Origin of the sequence: Plantactinospora sp. WMMC1484 (assembly GCF_049315195.1) — a bacterium.
GTDB lineage: Bacteria > Actinomycetota > Actinomycetes > Mycobacteriales > Micromonosporaceae > Plantactinospora.
Genome location: NZ_CP186055.1, coordinates 1022700 through 1039287, shown reverse-complemented (window position 1 = coordinate 1039287; position 16588 = coordinate 1022700). Strand labels below are relative to the sequence as shown.

The following is a 16588-nucleotide window of genomic DNA, read 5'->3' as shown; positions in this document are numbered from 1 at the left end:
TCTTCGGCACCCGCCGGAGCGGGGCCGTCGGCCGGCCCGTCCGGCGCCAGGAGACCGTGAGAGCGCTCTCAGTCCTCAGTTTTGTCGATCCGTCCCTTACAGACAAGAAGTCTGGGCCAGGCGATCTACGGAATCGGTGGGGACCGTCACGGCCCGGTACGCGGCTCCACCGGTTCGAGTTTCGCGCGGAGGTCATCGGCGGTGCCGTGACCAATTTCGTCGAGGATCGCGAGGGCTCGCCGCCAGGCCCGGCGGGCGGCGTCCGGCTGCCCACCCTCGAGATGGGTATCGCCGAGCCGGGTGAGGGTTCTGGCCTCGTTGAGACGGTCCGCGCCCTCTCGGAACATCTCGATCGAGTTCTCGTAGGCCTCAGTGGCCAGCGAGAAGTTGCCACGACGTTGGTGGACGTATCCGATACTGTCCCACGTGACGGCTTCGCCGAACCGGTCGTGCAGTGCCTGCAGCAGCGTCAGGGCCTGCTCACAGTGCTTCAGGGCCTCGTCGTAGTCACCGAGGAGCGCGTGCTGCCAGCCGACCGTGTTGAGTGCGTTGGCCTGCATGGCCCTGTCGCCGGTGAGCCCGTAGAGGCCGAGCGCCAGACACGCGTGGGTGAGCGCCTCGGCGTATCGGCCCCGCTGTTCCAACAGCCAGGACAGGTTGCCGTGCGCGTGTCCCTCGCCGACGCGGTCGCCGCATGCGCGGTAGCGATCCAGAGCTCGGTGCAGGTGGTCCTGCGCGTCGTCGTACCGGCCCAGCCGGGCGTAGGCGCGAGCGAGGTTGCGGTGGGTATGAGCCTGACCGACGGTGTCCTGCCGCCGACGGGCGGCATCCAGCGCGACGCGGTGTGTCGCGACGTACTCATGCCAGTGCCCTTGCCGGTCGAGGAAGGTGGCGAGCGTCCAGGCGAGGCGCCAACCGTGGGTGTCGAACCCGGCCGGCATCCGATGGATCAGCGCAACGAGAATCGGGTGCTCGGCCTGGAGCCAGGCCAGCGCCTGCTGCTGCTCCGCCAGGTCTTCGGTGGTGACGCCCGACTGCACCGGCGTCAGGTCGATCGGGTCGCGCTGAGGGATGAGCAGCCGGTCCGCCGACCAGGCGGTGTGCAGGTAGTGATCGAGCATGCGGTGCAGCGCCGCCCGCCGTTCGGCGTCGCCGTCGTGGCGTCCGGTCAGTTCGGCCGCGTACCCGCGCAGCAGGTCGTGGCACGTGTACCGGCCCGGGCGGTGTTCGACGAGGAGGTGGGCGCGGGTGAGCTCGGCGAGCGCGCGGCGGGCCGCACGCGGCGGGATCCCCACGAGGCTGGCCGTGGCCGCCGCGGAGATGTCTGGCCCCGGGTGCAGCCCCAGCAGCCGAAACACCCGCGCCGCTTCCCGGCTGATGGTCCGGTACGACGATGCGAAGGATGCGCGCGCGTCGCTGGCTGGGGCGCCCCCGTCAAAGACGTCCAACTCGCCGTCGTGCTCACGGAGTTCCTCTGCGATGGCACCGAGCGGGAAGGCCGGGTGCGTCGCGGCGCGGGCGGCGACGATGGCCAGCGCGAGCGGTAGCCGCACGGACGCCGTGATGATCTCGCGTACCGCGTCCGGTTCCCGCGCCAGGCGCTCCGCGCCGAGGCGACGGGCCAGCATCTCCCAGGCCTCGCCATCGCTGAGCAGGCCGAGCGGGACGGGCCGAGCGCACTCGGTGGCGATCAGACCGGTGAGATCGGCGCGACTGGTGACCAGCACCCGGCAGCCTGACGCGCCGGGAAGCAGCGGGCGGACCTGCTCGGTGTCGCGGGCGTTGTCCAGCACGATCAGGACCTGCCGGTCGGCCAGTACGCTGCGGTAAAGTCCGGCTTGGGCGTCCAGGCCGGTCGGGATCCGTTCGGCGGGCACCATCAGAGCGTCCAGGAATCCGCGTACGACCTCGGCGGGGTCGACGACCGGGGCGGCCGGATCGAAACCGCGCAGGTTGGCGTAGAGCTGCCCGTCCGGGAACTGCGTTCTCACCCGGTGCGCCCACCGCACGGCCAGCGAGGTCTTGCCCACCCCGGCGGTGCCGATGAGGGCGACGATCCGTGCCTCGGGCACGTCGGTGTTGCCGAGCAGAGCGTCCAGTTGCGCCAGTTCCGCCGCGCGGCCGACAAAGGACGGCACGTCTGCGGGAAGCTGTCGCGGGATGGCCGGCACGGTTTCTGCCTTCACCGGTTCGTCCTGCAGGATTCGCCGCTGGGCCTGCTGAAGCAGGCGCCCGGGTTCGACGCCCAGCCCAGCAACGAGCCGGCCCCGGACCTTCGCGAAAGCCTCCAGCGCCTCGGCGGTGCGACCGCATCGATGCAGCGCCAGCATCGACTGGGCGTGCAACTGCTCCCGGTACGGGTTTTCCTGCGCCGCCTGCAGCAACTCCCCAATGACGTGCTCGTGCGAGCCGGCGTCCAGTTCCGCCTGGAACAGCGCCTCCAGCAGGGCCAGCCGCCGCTCCCGCAGGCCCGGGCCCTCCGCGGCGAGCAGGGGCTCGGTTACGCCGCCGAGCGGCGGCCCTGTCCACAACGCCAGCGCGGCCCGCAACCGGGTCGCGGCCGCGGCGGGCTGCCGCATTGCCATGTCCACCCTGGCCTGTGCCAGAGCGTCGTCCAGTTCGTCGAGATCGAGCTCACCCGGTCTCACGTCGATCAGGTAGCCCGGCGGGCGCCGGAGGATGACCGTGGCGCCGAGGGCCTTGCGCAGCGCGGACACGTGGGTCTGCAGTTGTCCCCGTGCGCTTGGCGGTAACTCGTCACCCCACACCATCGCAATGAGTCGTTCCTCCGACACCACCCGGCCCGCGTTCAGCAGCAGCACGGCGAGCAGTGCCCGCGGCTTCGGTCCGCCGAGGGCCAGGGAATCACCGGAACGGTGGACCGCGACCGGCCCCAGGACGTGGTAAAGCAATCGGGTCTCCTCCACAGGCTCCGGCCCGATCGAGCCAGGATCTGCAGACAGTCCAGCCCGGACGGTGTGGTCGACACACAGCGGGCGGGTGAACTCTGAACTAACGGAGGGTGGCTCGGCGCCGTTCTTCGACGAGTCCCTGCCCGAGCCCGGCGACGTGGGTGTCTGGCGCCAGATTCGGAGCGGGTTCGGAGCGCCTTCGGAGTACGGGTCGATAGCGTGCTCGCGCCTCGAGATCTCTTCGGCCCGTGATGGAAGGTGACACATGGCGAAGACAGCCATCAGAAGGACGATCGGCAAGGCTGGACGACTGCTAGTGCGTTGTCCATGAACGTTCACCGGATCGGCGACACACCGGGACATGTCCGTCGGTAGTCGTCTTCGAAGCCTCACTCTCAACGGCGGTGATATTGGCTGTTGAGAGTGAGGTGACGGCTTGGCTGAGCCGGTCAGGGCACGGCGGCTGACGCAGGAAGAGGGCCGCAAGCTGCAACAACTGGTCCGCCGGGGTAAGCATGATTCGGTCCGGGTGCGCCGGGCGCTGATCATCATGGCGTCGGCGTCCGGGACACCGGTGCCGGCGATCGCGAACCTGATCGCCGGGCACGAGGACACCGTCCGTGACGTGATCCACGCGTTCAACGAGATCGGTCTTCGCGCACTGGACCCTCAGTGGGCGGGAGGCCGTCCCCGCCTGATCAGTGACGACGACATCGCGTTCATCGTCGCGACGGCCAAGGCCCGCCCGAGCACGCTCGGGCGGCCCTTCACCTGCTGGAGCCTGCGCAAACTCGCCGACTACCTCGCCACCGACGCTGCCCGGACCGTGAACGTAGGCAGGGAACGGCTGCGGCAGATCCTGCGCCGTAACGAGGTCAGCTGGCAGCGGACCCGCACCTGGAAGGAATCCAAGGACCCGGACTTCGATGCCAAACTCGACCGGATCGAGGAAGTGACCACCAGGTTCCCGAACCGGTGTTTCGCCTTCGACCAGTTCGGGCCGCTGTCGATCCGCCCGCACCACGGCCGCGGCTGGGCACGGCGGTCGCATCCGGACCGGCTGCCGGCGACCTACCACCGCACGCACGGCATCCGCTACTTCCACGGCTGTTACAGCCTCGGCGACGACCAGCTCTGGGGTGTGAACCGGCGACGCAAAGGCGCCGATCACACCCTGTCCGCGCTGAAATCGATCCGCAGGACGCGGCCGGACGGCGCACCGATCTACGTCATCCTGGACAACCTGTCGGCGAACAAGACCCCGACGATCCGGGCCTGGGCGGCCCGGAACAAGGTCGAGCTGTGTCTCACGCCGACCAGCGCGTCCTGGGCCAACCCGATCGAGGCGCAGTTCGGACCGCTGCGCACGTTCACCATGGCGAACTCGAACCACCCCAACCACACCGTCCTGACCCGCAAGCTGCAGCAATACCTGCGCTGGCGCAACGCCAACGCCCGCCACCCCGACGTCCTCGCCGCCCAACGCCGCGAACGAGCCCGCGTCCGCAGCGAACGACAACACCGCTGGGGACGGCCCCGGCTCAAGGCCGCCTGACCCACTCAGACCCGGCAAACGTTCATGGACAACGCACTAGCGACGGCCACCCTCGTGGTGACCGGCGCGCTGGTGGTCGCGCCCGGCAGCGCGCAGGCGACCCCGTTCCCGGAGACCTGGTACGCGGACAGCAGCGGCCACGCCTTCTGCTTCGCGGGGTCCGGCTGGACGACCCCGTACCGAGATGTCGTCTACTGGGCGATGGACCGGCTGGGCCAACCGACCGACATGACCACCCTCCTGGAAAGAAACGGCCCCAGCCCCGGCGCATGCGTGTCCGGCAGCGACATCCAGTGGTATGTGTGGAACCTGCCCGCCGGCACTCGCGGACAAACCAGGTGTGCGGACTGGACGTCCAGCAACGTCTGTAACAGCGCCGTCGTCGACATGGACTTCGCCGAGCTCGACAAGGGCACCGACGACTGGTACGACCGCCGGAAGACCGCCGTGCACGAGATCGGTCACACGGTCGGTCTGGGACACCACTCTCCCAGCGCACACGACTGCGCCATGATCAGTGGCGAGGTGCCGAGCCGCGACATGAAGTGGCGCACCTACCACTCCCACGACATCGGCCACATCAACGGCCGCTACTGAGCGGGCCGGAAAGGAGTCGACACCGATGAGAATCCTCAGGTCGTTCATTGCCGCCGCGGCCGTCGCGCTCGCCGCCGCCTGCTCCAGCGGCGCGGCCGGCGACCCGTCGAGCACGGCGGACCGGTCGGTCCAGCGGCTCACCCAACTCGCGGGGGCGGGCATGGACATGGACTACGAGCCGCTCACCTCGCCGGACGACGCGGTCGGCAGAGCAGACCTCGTCGTCAGAGGCACCCTCGTGAGGGTGACCGACGGCATCCGGTTCTCGAGCGCGGACCCGGAGGTGACGAAGCGGGCCGTCGGCGCGTACGGCATCTTCATCATCGCCGTCGAGAAGGTGCTCGACGGCGACGCCACGATGATCACCGACGGTCGCGTCTACATCTCGATGGCCATCAGCAGCAAGGCTACGCCGCAGGAGTTGGACGCGTTGAACCCACAGGCCGAGGTCGTGGCGGTCCTTGAGGACATCACCGGCTGGCGTCCCAACGAGCAGACGACGGTCGTCCGGCCGGACGTGGTCCCCGCAGAGGCACGGTTGTATGCCGCGTACAACGACGGCCTGTGGCTGCAGGGCGCCGGGGACAACCAGATGTACGCGATCTCGGCAGAGCACTCCGAGCTGGCGCCCGCGTGGGGCAGCCCTCGCACCGTCGACCAGCTCACGGCGACCATCCACCAGATGGCCGGCGCAACCTGACCATCCCTTTCTGGGTGGCCTCCAGCCGATTCGCTCGGTGGGGGCCGCCCAGGCTGTCAATGGTGCGACCACCCGGCGGTGAAACGGTGCGTCGTCGGTACGCCTGGCGGGCCCGGATCGCTTCCGTTGCTGAGGTTCGGCAAGGAAGAACCCGGCCCCTGTCAGAACATCGATCTGGAAAGACGAGTGAGCAGGGGCGAGGGTGGTCGGCATGGCTACGTTTCGCCGTACGGCTGCAAGGACCGGCACCTCACTCCCTGGCGCCGTCGCAGGGAAGCAGGTTGGCATCGCCCGGAGAACTCTTCTCGGGGCTGGTCTTGCCCTCCCGCTGGCGACGGCCTCGGGCCGACCGGCCGCGGCGACCCCGCATCCGAGTTCCCGAACCGATCCGGTCATCCGCACCAGCTGCGGCAGGTTGGCAGGGACGAAAGAAGCGGGTCTCTTCGTCTTCCGCGGTGTGCCCTACGCCGAACCTCCGGTCGGGGACCGGCGGTGGCTGCCACCGCAGCCGAAGAAGCGGTGGCACGGCGTACGGTCGGCCACGTCCTTCGGCGCGGTCGCACCGCAACATGGGCAGCCGCCCAGTGAATTTTCCGAGGCATACCTGACAGTGCCCGGCGAACGCAGTGAAGACTGCCTGTTCCTCAACGTCTGGACACCAGGTCTGGACAACGCCCGCCGGCCCATCATGTTCTGGATCCACGGCGGCGGGTACGAGTTCGGTTCCGGCGGCCAGCCCAACTATGACGGCAGCTCGCTGGCCCGCCGCGGGGACGTGGTCGTCGTGACGGTCAACGTCCGGCTCGGCGCGCTCGGCTATCTCAACCTCAACGAGGTGACCGGCGGCCGGATCCCGTCGACCGGCAACGAGGGCCGGCTCGACCTGATCGCCGCGCTCCAATGGATTCACGAGAACGCCCGGTCGTTCGGCGGCGACCCGGACAACATCACGGTCTTCGGGCAGTCCGCGGGCGCGGTGGACTGCGCGTTCCTGATGGCCTCCCCGCCCGCCAGAGGTCTGTTCCGTCGAGTGATCCTGCAGAGCGGCGCCGGACACACGGCGCAGACCGTGGAGCGGGCAGAACTCATAGCGGAGATCTACCTCAACTCCCTCCACATCAGACCGAGTGACGTGGAGGCGATCAGGGCGCTCACCCCGCAACGGATGGTCGAGGCGTCCTCCGCCATCGTGCCGCACATGGCGGAGGTCGACCCACACCTCGGCGCGATGCACTATCTCCCGGTCATCGACGGGGTCAACCTGCTCGAACGGCCGATCGACGCGATTCGCAACGGCGCCTCGTCCGATGTCTCGCTGCTCGCCGGGTCGCAGCTCGACGAGCACCGACTGGCCCTGGGACACGGCCCGCTGCCGCCGATGACCGAGGAGCAACTCATTCAACGGCTCGGAATCCTCATCCCCACCGGACACGTCCAGCGGCTGATCAACACGTACCGTCCATTGATGGCCGCCCGAGGGAGAGGCTGGACCAGCCCCTTTGACCTGCACATGGCGATCGAGGGCGACCGGGCGGTTCGAATGCCGACAGTTCGGATCGTGGAGGCCAAAGGGCACCACCGTGTTCCCGCCCACCACTTCCTCGGCACCTATCCGGCCCCCATCCTGGACGGCCTTCTCGGTTGCTGCCACGCGCTCGACCTGGGACTCGTCTTCGGCACCCACGACGAGCGTTTCAACGGCACCGGTCCAGCGATCGACGCCCTGTCGACCAGCATCCAGGACGCCTGGCTGGCCTTCGCCCATACCGGCAACCCCTCGACCAGCCGGACCGGGCGTTGGGCGCCGTACGGGACGAAGCGGCGGACGATGCTCCTCGACCATCGTCCGCAACTGGTGGAGGATCCCTTCGCCGCAGAACGACGCGCGTGGGGGAACGTCCCGGACGAGAATCTCGGCCTGCTGTAGCCACGCGCAAACCGACGGCGGTCGCGATTCCCGGGTCGCCGTCCCACCGGTTCACCGCAGCGTTAGCGGGGTTTCGGTCTCGACGCGGGTCAGTTTCTCCGGGTTGCGGACGTAGTAGAGGCCGGTGATGCGGGCATCCTCGACGCAGATCGCCATGATGCCGTCGATCTGGCCGTCCAGGCGTACGAGGAGCGCCGGGTTGCCGTTGACCATGCTCAGTTCAGCGGTGAGCGTGCCTTCGACCTTGCTCAGACCCCCGAAGAACATCCGGGCCACCCTCTCGGCGCCGGTGACCGGCCGCAGCGCAGCCTGCTTGACGCCGCCGCCGTCGCCCACCAGGACAACGTCGGGGGCGAGCACGTTGAGGAGACCCTGCAGGTCCCTCGTCTCGACCGCGAGCCTGAACGCCTCCAGAGCCGCCCGGGTCTCGCTCGGGGACACCACCTGGCGGGGGCGGCGGGCATCGACGTGTTGTCGGGCACGGTGCGCGATCTGGTGGACGGCCGCAGGGCTCTTGCCGACGGCGGCGGCGATTTCGCCGTAGCTGACATCGAAGGCTTCGCGCAGCACGAAGACGGCACGCTCGGTCGGCGACAGTGTCTCCAGGACGAGCATGAGTGCCATCGACATGCTCTCGGCGAGCTCGATGTCCTCGGCCACGTCCGGTGCGGTGAGTAGCGGCTCGGGCAGCCAGGGGCCGAGGTAGGCCTCCTTGCGGCGCTTCAAGCTGCGCAGCCGGTTGAGTGACTGCCGGGTCGTGATCCTGACCAGGTAGGCACGCTGGTCGCGCACGTGCTCCAGGTCGACCTTGATCCACCGTAGCCAGGTTTCCTGGAGGACGTCTTCGGCGTCGGCCGCCGATCCGAGCATCTCGTATGCGACGGTGAACAGCAGGTTGCGATGGGCGACGAACGTCTCGGTCGCCGGGTCGGTGGTGTCGCTCATGTCTCAACCCCTTCTTGCTCGCCGCCGGCACTGGTCGCCGAACGCCTTTGGTCGGGTATCAACAGCAGGACGGCGAGCAGCCGGTCGGTCTGCCCGAAGCCGCTCCGGCGGACGGCTCGGGCTTCGGACCACCCGCGCCGACACCCACACCGCCCGCCAGCGGCGCATCTTCGTCAGCCGGTAAAGGGCTCAAGGTGGAAGCGGCCCCATGCGATGAAGGCGGCAAGAGCGACATAGCCCAGGTTCACCATCACCAACCTGAACTGACCGAGCCTGACGTGGATAATCGCAGCGCCGACCATGAGCAGTACCCAGCATACGGCCGTCACCGGCACCATGAACGGTGCGATGTCGAGCACGGCCGGCAGGATCAGGCCAACCGCGGCCAGGAATTCGAGGACCCCGATGGTCTTGATAAAGCCGACGCCGGCGTGCCCGGTCCATTCCCCGCCATTGAGCGCCGCCAGTTTCTCCCTGGGGACGAACATCTTGGTGATGCCGCCGGTCACGGAGACTGCCGCCAGCAGCCCGGCAGCGATCCAGAGAGCGAGGTTCATGCCGTCTTTTCCTGCCTCGTGGCCGACGCTCCGCCACGCCTGGCCGCCAGCAACTCCTGGCGCTTGTCGTCCGTGACCCAGGTGAGCGAGCCGGGCTTGCGTGCCTCGTTCGCCAGATGCTTGACGGTGTGCTGGCAGACGAACTCCTTGAGCTTCGCGCCCAGGCCGCCACCGATGTAGAACCCGTTCGCGGTGTCGTGCCTGGAGGCGAACTGGAAGATGCCGGCGCGCCGGCCCAGACTGATGCACTGGCCGAAAAACCCCAGGTTGATGGGGGCCGGCCGGTCACCCGCGATCCGGGCCAGCACCGTGTCGGCAGCGTGCGCGCCGATCCTCGTCGCGGCCTGGCAGCTCATCCGGAACGGCAGATCCGACGGCGCCGCCGAATCTCCGGCCGCCACGATCCGCTCATCGTCCACGCTCGTCAACGTCTCGTCGGTGAGCAGACGGCCCAGCGCGTCGGTGCTCAGCCCACTACGTCCGGCAAGGTCCGGCACGCCGAACCCGGCCGTCCAGATGGTCACCTCACTCGGCACCTCGCGGCCGCCGCCGAGCCGTACGGCATCGCGAGTCACCGCTGTCACCGTCGTGTCGGGGCCGTCGAGCACGGTCACCCCGAGCCTGGCCAGCCGCCTGGCAACCGAGCGCCGACCGCGCATATGCAGATACGGGCCGAGCACGCCGCCGCAGACCAGGGTCACGGTACGGCCCGCCTCCGCCAACTCGGCGGCGGTCTCGATGCCGGTCGGGCCGGCACCGACAACCGTCACCGGGGCCGTTGCGGCAGCGGCCTCGATGACCGGCCGCAGCCGCTGCGCCTCCTCCAGGCTGGCGATCGGGTAGGCGAACTCGGCCGCTCCGGGCACACCCGGGTCGGCGCTGCCGCTGCCCACCGCATAGATCAGGTAGTCGTAGCCGACCGTGCCGCCGGCCGCCAGCGTCACGCTGCGCTCGGTTGCATCGATCCGGGTGACCGTGTCGACCACCAGCCGGACGCCATCGGCAAGGACCTCCCGGTAGTCGACGACCGCGTCGTCGGACCCGCCGACCACCTGGTGCAGACGGATCCGCTCGACGAATGTCCGACGCGGGTTGACCAATGTCACGACCACGTCATCGCGTTGGGTCAGGCGATTGGCAGCCATGACTCCGGCGTACCCACCGCCGGCCACGACCACCTTGGTGTTCCCAGTCATAGTGATTCCTCCGCTTCCAGGGGCTTCGACCTCAAGACACCTCGTGGCCGAGCGTCCTGACCCTGTGTGAGGCAGACCACTTGACGGTCGTGGGCTCGACACGCGGAGTACCACTCGACACGCGGAGTACGCGCACAGCGGGTTGCGGCGCGGATAGCGTGCTGCGGGTCTCCCGTCACCACAGGGGCTGCACCAGGGCGAATCCCCGACGGTGTTCGTTGCCGAGGTTCGGCAGCGAACACCGTCGAGATCTGTCCCGCCATCGGCCTGGAAAACCACCGGGGCCGGGACAATGCTGCCGGCATGGTTGAAATCCGTCGCGCGCCGGCCAGAGCCGACACGTCGCTACTAGGCACCGGGTCAGGAGAGGTGTCGTGGACTCGGTGATCGAGGCCCGGGGCCTGACAAAGTTCTACGGCGGTCGCCGCGGGTTGGAAGATCTCGATCTGCGGGTCGAACCGGGTGAGGTGTTCGGATATCTCGGTCCGAACGGAGCTGGAAAGACGACCACGATCCGCTTGCTGCTGGACTTCATCCGTCCCACCCGGGGCACCGCCATCGTGCTCGGCGCCGTTCCCCGGCACGGCGTCGACACCCGCCGCCGGATCGGTTACCTCCCGGGCGAGCTGTCGTTCGAGGGTCGGGAACGGGTGGCTGAGCTGCTGCGCTTCTTCGGCGACGCCCGTGGAGGCGTGTCCGCCCGACGCATCGCCGAGTTGGCGGAGCGGTTGGAACTGGACCTGTCGCGCAGGATCCGCAGCCTGTCGAAGGGCAACAAGCAGAAGGTCGGTCTGGTGCAGGCGTTCATGCACGAGCCGGAGCTGCTGATCCTCGACGAGCCGACCACCGGCCTGGACCCGCTGATGCAGCAGGAGTTCCTGGAGATGGTCCGCGAGGCCCGCGCGTCCGGGCAGACGGTGTTCATGTCCTCACACGTACTCGCCGAGGTGCAGACGGCGGCAGACCGGGTCGGCATCGTCCGCGCCGGTCGGCTGGTCGCCGTCGAGCGGGTCGAGTCGCTGGGCAGACGAGCCGTCCGCCAGGTCGAGGTGCACTTCGCCGCGCCGCCGGCGGCGGCCGACTTCACCGGCCTACCGGGTGTGACCGACGTCTCCGTGGAAGGACCGGTGCTGCGCTGCACCGTGGACGGGCAACTCGACCCGCTGATCAAGGCTCTCGGCCGGCATACCGTCGTCGACCTCATCAGCAGCGAACCCGACCTGGAGGAAACCTTCCTCAGCTACTACCACCAGCCCGAGGAGACGACGTCGTGATCCCCAGCCTGATCCGCAAATCCCTGCGCGACTACCGGAGAGCCGTCGCCGGCTGGATGATCGGCACAGGTGCTTTCGTCGTCATCTACGTCTCCTCCTGGTCTGGGTTCAAAGGCGATCCGGAGGCCGCCGAGTCCGCCGCCGAACGCATCCCGCAGGGGATGCAGACCGCGCTGGGATTCCAGGACCTGTCCAGTGGCGCAGGTTACCTGCAGGCCGTCATCTACACCGTGTTCGTACCACTACTGATGATTATGGCTGCGACCGTTTTCGGCACCCGCGCGATCGCCGGGCCGGAGGACGCCGGCGTGCTCGACCTGTTGCTGGCCAACCCGATCAGCCGCCGCCGGTTCGTCCTGCAACGCTTCGCCGCCCTCACCGTCGCCGTGGTCGCCGTCGGCGCGGTCGCCTGGCTGCTCGTCCTCGCCCTCGCCGCCGCGCTGCAGATGAATGTCGGCGCCAGCAGGATCAGCGCCGCCTCCCTCGGCCTGCTGCTGGTCGGACTCTGCTTCGGCACCCTCGCCCTCACCGTCAGCGCGTTCGTCGGACGACGTTCCGTCGTGCTGGCCGCCACCGGCAGCGTCGCCGTTGCCACGTATCTGCTGCACGCCCTCGGTAACCAGTTCGACACCGTTCGACCACTGCGCTGGCTCTCACCGTTCCACTACTACCTCGGCGCCGACCCGCTCCACACGGGCTTCCACGTCGGCTACCTCCTCGTCCTGGCCGCCGTCATCGCCGTCCTTGTCGGGGTGGCCGCCGCCGCGTTCGAGCGACGCGATCTCGCCGTCTGACGTCTCGTCCGGTGCCGGTGGGCGTCGTCGGCACCGGACGAGGCAGAACCGACCGTGACCATACAGTTCTCGCCGTGGAGCCCGCCGTGAGTGACGAGCCGTCCCGTCTGATGGCCGAGGTCGGCACCTTCGGCGTGCCAGCCGAGCTGCTCCACGGCTACCTCGACGCCCTCGCCACCGCCGCAGCGACCGGGCGGCGCCCACCACGCGCCGACCTCGACGCGTGCCGGCGCCACGGAGAGCAGGCCGCCGACCACAACATCACCCTGCGCACGCTCACCGCCGCCTACCTGCACGCCGCCGAGACGCTGCTGCCCACCCTGCCCGGCATCGCCGACGCACCCACCCCCAGCGCCGCCCGCGCCGCCGCCACCGCCGTCTGGCACGCGGCTCGACGCCTCCTCGACGCCGCTGCGGAAGGACACGAACGCTCACACCTGCACGCCGCCCGGCGCGACCACACCGCCCGCCGCGAGTTCATCGACGACCTGCTCTACGGTCACGGCCACCCCGGTCGGCTCGCCGAGCGCGCCCACCGCTTCGCGGTCCAACTCGCCGGCCGGCACCAGGTCATCGTCGCCCGCGCGGCCACCGCGTTCACCGACCCTGTGCTCGAACGCGTCGAGGCAGGACTCACGTCCCGGTTCGGCAGCCGGAACATACTGATCACCAACCACGACGGCCTGCTGGTCTGTATCGCCCCAGCCGCACTTCGTGGCACCACCGGTGAAGTCGCCCACCACCTACTCACCGCCCTCGGCACCGACAACCGCTGGCAGATCGGCGTCGGCCGCCCCCACCCAGGACCAAGCGGCATCCAACAGTCCTACGAGGAAGCCCGCGACACCCTGCAACTCGCCGATCGACTCGGCCTCACCACACCCGTACTACGCGCTGCGGATCTGCTCGTCTTCCCCGTCCTCCTCCGCGACCGCGCCGCGATCACCGACCTCGTCCACACCGTTCTCGCGCCCCTGACCGACGCCCGGGGCGGCGCCATCCCGATTCTCGACACCCTCACCGCCTTCTTCGCCTGCCACGGCAACACCACCGCGACCGCCCGACAACTGCACATCGGCGCCCGGACCGTCGCCTACCGGCTCGACCGGGTCCGTCACCTCACCGGGTACGACCCCGACGACCCCACCCAACGCTTCACCCTGCAAGCCGCCGTACTCGGCGCCCGCCTGCTCAACTGGCCCACCGAACCGTAAGGGGCTGCGGTATGCCGTGTCGCGTTTCACCGACACGATCTCGCCACTCGACGACGGCAGGCCGGTGCACACAAAACAGCATGAACATGCGAAAGGATCCACGGACGAGTCGGAAGTTCCTATTACCCGGATCGTCCGGACCGGACGTTGCGTCCGTGCCGACCCGAATCGGCCGCCCGGCTCCTACCGAAATCAGCTCCTGGATCTGATCGGTAATCCGACAATCCACATTGACCGTTCCGCGGAGCGGATAGTCTCCAGGCAGTCTGGAAACGGAACCCCGCGGTTGGGGAGGCAGTTCATGCCAACCAAGAAGTTGTGGTGCGTCTACGACTATCCACTACCGACCTATCCCTTTCCGGGACTGGTCGCCCAGGCACTCGAGGTCGACGAGTTGAGTTCGCTGCGCTCCGACGACCCGCGCTGGACGCGGGAGACCGATCAGGCGAGCCACTGGCACCTGGCCTTCTACGCCGCCTTCGAACAGTGGCGCCCGCTCTACGACCGGTTCATCCGGGAGCAGGTAGCCCCGCGCCTCGGCGAGCCGGTCTACTACCAGGCGGTACCCACGTTCCGGGTACACCAGCCGGGAAACGTGGCGGTGGGCGAGTTCCACACCGACGCGCAATACCACCATCCGGCCGGCGAGCTCACCTTCTGGCTACCACTGACGGATGCCTTCGGCACCAACAGTGTCTGGGTGGAGGACGACGCCCACCAGCTTCATCCGTTCGTCGCAAAGCCCGGGCAGATGGTGGCCTTTCCGGCGATCTCCCGACGGCACGGCAACCTGGTCAACACCACGGGCCGGGCTCGGGTCAGTTTCGATTTCCGCTGCCTTCCGGTGCGGCTGCTGCCCGACGCCCCCGCGCGCCGCAGCGTCAACGCCGGACTGCGCTTCGTCCCCGGCGAGTACTACCACGCCGAGCCGGTGGCGGTGACCGGGTGACCGGGCCGCAGTTCATCGCCTACGTCTACCCCGGATGGCACGCCGACCCCTACCGGCCGGGCCTGAACGAGTGGGCGCTGCTCGACGGCTTCCGACCCTACTTCGACGGCCACCAGCCGCCTGCCGAGCCCGTCGGCGGGCGGTACGACGACACCGACCCGGCGGTGGCCGCCCGGCAGATCGGCCAGGCGCGGGCAGCCGGCATCATCGGCTTCACCTACTTCCTTTACTGGGGCGCCCAGGGTTTCGTCATGGATCGGCCGATGGAGGTGGCCCGCGGTGTCGCGGCGGCGACCGGATTCATGGTCGGGGGGACCTGGTGCGTGCGGCTGCCGCACGACCGGTTCCCCGTGGTCGCCGGGGACGCGCTCCCCCCGCCGCGCGAGGCCGGCCCGACCGACGCGGCGATCGAGGACCGGCGCATCGACGAGCTGACCGTCGGCGACTTCGCGCGACTGATCCCCGAGTGGGACGACTCCTGGCTGGACATGCCGGCGACCCCGCCGGTCCGCCGCCGGCAGCCCAGCGCTGACACCGGCACCCCTCGTCGGGGGGGCGCACGGTGAGTACCGAGGCTCCACTCACTTTGGCGACCCTGCGTCTGGTCATCGATGAGCTGTGCCGGCTGGAGCCACAGCCACCCCGCCTGGCGGACGTCGTCGCCGTGCTGCGCCGGTGCCGGCTCGGCGGAATGTCGGTGGCGCAGGTCGCAGTGCTGCTCTCCGCCGTCGCCGCACTGGTCGGCGACCCTGTGGTGGATCAGCCGGGGCACGCCGCCCAGCTCACCCCTCGGCAGTTGGAGGAGTTGCTCGCCGAGATCACCTGACCACCCCGAACAGGGGGACAACAAACTGAGGAGCGGTAATGGCCTACGACGACGATGACGACCGCGGCAAGTGGGGCGACGACGAGTCGCTCGCGGCGCTACTTCAGCAGCTGTTAGGGCGTGGGGACCGGCTGACGATCCCGCAGCTGGCCGATCTGGTCAACAAGGTCCACGCAGTCGTACGCGGCCGGGGCAGCGTCGACGTGAGCGTGGCCGAACTCAGCCAGGAACTGCGGCAGGCCGGCTTCGCCACCGTCCCGATCGGCCTGGTTGAGCAGGTGGTCGAGGTGGCGGCGCAGATCCCACCGGACGCCCAGGCCGCCGACCAGATCAGCCTCACCCAGGCTCGTCATATCCTCGGCCGCATCCAAGGCTGAGGACATGGCTCGGACCACCGAGCTGACCTGGCGGCAGTACAGCACGTTGCTGGAACAGTGGTCGGACCGGTATCTCTCCGGTCCGACCAGCCTCAGCATCGACGGCCGCCCGGTCTGCGCTCTGCTGAACCTGACCGACTTCGCGGCCACATACGGCACCGCGACCTTCGGCATCATGCTGCGTTATGCCCGGGTGGCCATCCAGCGGCGGGTCGGCCGGGAACCGTACCTGCTCGGGCTGATCGGTCAGGTCGACAGCGTCAGCCTTGCGCTGGCGAACGCGCTGCCGATCGACGCGGTGACCGGCTACGGTCTGCTGCCCACCTGGGCCGGGCCGCCGGTACAGGTCTACACGGCTCTGATCAGGCGCCGGGTGCAGGAGTGGCATTGGCTGCAGGCCAGGCTGCGCCGCCCCTTCCTCCCGGTGGTCTGTGCCGGCTGGGACGCGTCGGTGCGTGGCGAGTTCCTCGGCCAGTTGCGCACCGGGGACCGGTACCCGCAGGCGCCGATTGTGGTCGGTACCAGCCCCGAGCTGTTCGGCGAGTTCCTCGACGAGGCGCTGGCCTTCAACCAGCGCTGGCATCCCGAACTCAACGTGGTCTTCCTACACGCCTGGAACGAGTGGTCGGAGTGCTCGGTGCTGGAGCCAAGTGACCGGCTAGGCGACGCGCTGCTTCGCGAGGTTCGGGCCCGAGCCGGTGATGGGGTGGAGATTGTCCCGGGACTATTACGATCGGACAGCGCCCTGGCTACTGACTAGCCGGA

General features: G+C 69.0%; 16 protein-coding genes. 12 read left to right on the top strand and 4 right to left on the bottom strand.

The window, feature by feature from the left end; translation table 11 throughout:
• Positions 1-146: 146 nt before the first annotated feature.
• Entirely contained in the window at positions 147-2912 is a 2766-nt protein-coding gene (locus ACN28C_RS04570) for a BTAD domain-containing putative transcriptional regulator (protein ID WP_422772334.1), read from the bottom strand.
• A gap of 436 nt (positions 2913-3348) precedes the next feature.
• Between ACN28C_RS04570 and ACN28C_RS04565 the strand changes: the two genes are divergently transcribed.
• The 4 genes from ACN28C_RS04565 (at position 3349) to ACN28C_RS04550 (ending at position 7691) form a co-directional block, all read left to right on the top strand.
• Entirely contained in the window at positions 3349-4467 is a 1119-nt protein-coding gene (locus ACN28C_RS04565) for an IS630 family transposase (RefSeq protein WP_422771730.1), read from the top strand.
• Between the two features lie 24 nt (positions 4468-4491).
• The gene (locus ACN28C_RS04560) at positions 4492-5064 is read left to right on the top strand and encodes a hypothetical protein (RefSeq protein WP_422772333.1); all 573 of its coding nucleotides are present in this window, start codon (positions 4492-4494) and stop codon (positions 5062-5064) included.
• Between the two features lie 25 nt (positions 5065-5089).
• Positions 5090-5764 carry a hypothetical protein gene (locus tag ACN28C_RS04555; protein WP_422772332.1) on the top strand — a complete coding sequence of 225 codons (675 nt, stop codon included), beginning with the start codon at positions 5090-5092 and terminating at the stop codon, positions 5762-5764.
• Between the two features lie 211 nt (positions 5765-5975).
• Positions 5976-7691 (top strand): carboxylesterase/lipase family protein, encoded by a 1716-nt coding sequence (locus ACN28C_RS04550; RefSeq protein WP_422772331.1) that lies wholly within the window; start codon positions 5976-5978, stop codon positions 7689-7691.
• Between the two features lie 51 nt (positions 7692-7742).
• On the opposite strand, the gene ACN28C_RS04545 is transcribed toward ACN28C_RS04550, so the two are convergent.
• The 3 genes from ACN28C_RS04545 to ACN28C_RS04535 all read right to left on the bottom strand — a co-directional run bounded on the left by ACN28C_RS04545 (position 7743) and on the right by ACN28C_RS04535 (position 10389).
• The gene (locus ACN28C_RS04545) at positions 7743-8636 is read right to left on the bottom strand and encodes an RNA polymerase sigma-70 factor (protein ID WP_422772330.1); all 894 of its coding nucleotides are present in this window, start codon (positions 8634-8636) and stop codon (positions 7743-7745) included.
• Between the two features lie 173 nt (positions 8637-8809).
• Entirely contained in the window at positions 8810-9193 is a 384-nt protein-coding gene (locus ACN28C_RS04540) for a DoxX family protein (protein ID WP_422772329.1), read from the bottom strand.
• Positions 9190-10389, bottom strand: a complete 1200-nt coding sequence (locus ACN28C_RS04535; RefSeq protein WP_422772328.1) for an NAD(P)/FAD-dependent oxidoreductase — start codon at positions 10387-10389, stop codon at positions 9190-9192. The genes ACN28C_RS04540 and ACN28C_RS04535 overlap by 4 nt, the downstream gene beginning before the upstream one ends.
• A 374-nt stretch (positions 10390-10763) precedes the next feature.
• Between ACN28C_RS04535 and ACN28C_RS04530 the strand changes: the two genes are divergently transcribed.
• The 8 genes from ACN28C_RS04530 (at position 10764) to ACN28C_RS04495 (ending at position 16583) form a co-directional block, all read left to right on the top strand.
• The gene (locus ACN28C_RS04530; protein WP_422772327.1) at positions 10764-11663 is read left to right on the top strand and encodes an ABC transporter ATP-binding protein; all 900 of its coding nucleotides are present in this window, start codon (positions 10764-10766) and stop codon (positions 11661-11663) included.
• Positions 11660-12457 carry an ABC transporter permease subunit gene (locus ACN28C_RS04525; RefSeq protein WP_422772326.1) on the top strand — a complete coding sequence of 266 codons (798 nt, stop codon included), beginning with the start codon at positions 11660-11662 and terminating at the stop codon, positions 12455-12457. Before ACN28C_RS04530 ends, ACN28C_RS04525 begins: the two co-directional genes overlap by 4 nt.
• Positions 12458-12543: 86 nt before the next feature.
• Entirely contained in the window at positions 12544-13671 is a 1128-nt protein-coding gene (locus ACN28C_RS04520; protein ID WP_422772325.1) for a PucR family transcriptional regulator, read from the top strand.
• A 301-nt stretch (positions 13672-13972) separates the two neighbouring features.
• The gene (locus tag ACN28C_RS04515) at positions 13973-14620 is read left to right on the top strand and encodes a hypothetical protein (protein ID WP_422772324.1); all 648 of its coding nucleotides are present in this window, start codon (positions 13973-13975) and stop codon (positions 14618-14620) included.
• Positions 14617-15186, top strand: coding sequence for a glycoside hydrolase family 99-like domain-containing protein (locus tag ACN28C_RS04510; RefSeq protein ID WP_422772323.1), 570 nt, complete (start codon positions 14617-14619; stop codon positions 15184-15186). Before ACN28C_RS04515 ends, ACN28C_RS04510 begins: the two co-directional genes overlap by 4 nt.
• Positions 15187-15206: 20 nt before the next feature.
• Positions 15207-15446: a hypothetical protein gene (locus ACN28C_RS04505; protein ID WP_422772322.1), complete on the top strand. Its 240-nt coding sequence runs from the start codon at positions 15207-15209 to the stop codon at positions 15444-15446.
• Between the two features lie 38 nt (positions 15447-15484).
• Positions 15485-15823, top strand: coding sequence for a hypothetical protein (locus ACN28C_RS04500; RefSeq protein WP_422772321.1), 339 nt, complete (start codon positions 15485-15487; stop codon positions 15821-15823).
• A 4-nt stretch (positions 15824-15827) separates the two neighbouring features.
• Positions 15828-16583: a glycoside hydrolase family 99-like domain-containing protein gene (locus ACN28C_RS04495; protein ID WP_422772320.1), complete on the top strand. Its 756-nt coding sequence runs from the start codon at positions 15828-15830 to the stop codon at positions 16581-16583.
• Positions 16584-16588 lie beyond the last annotated feature (5 nt).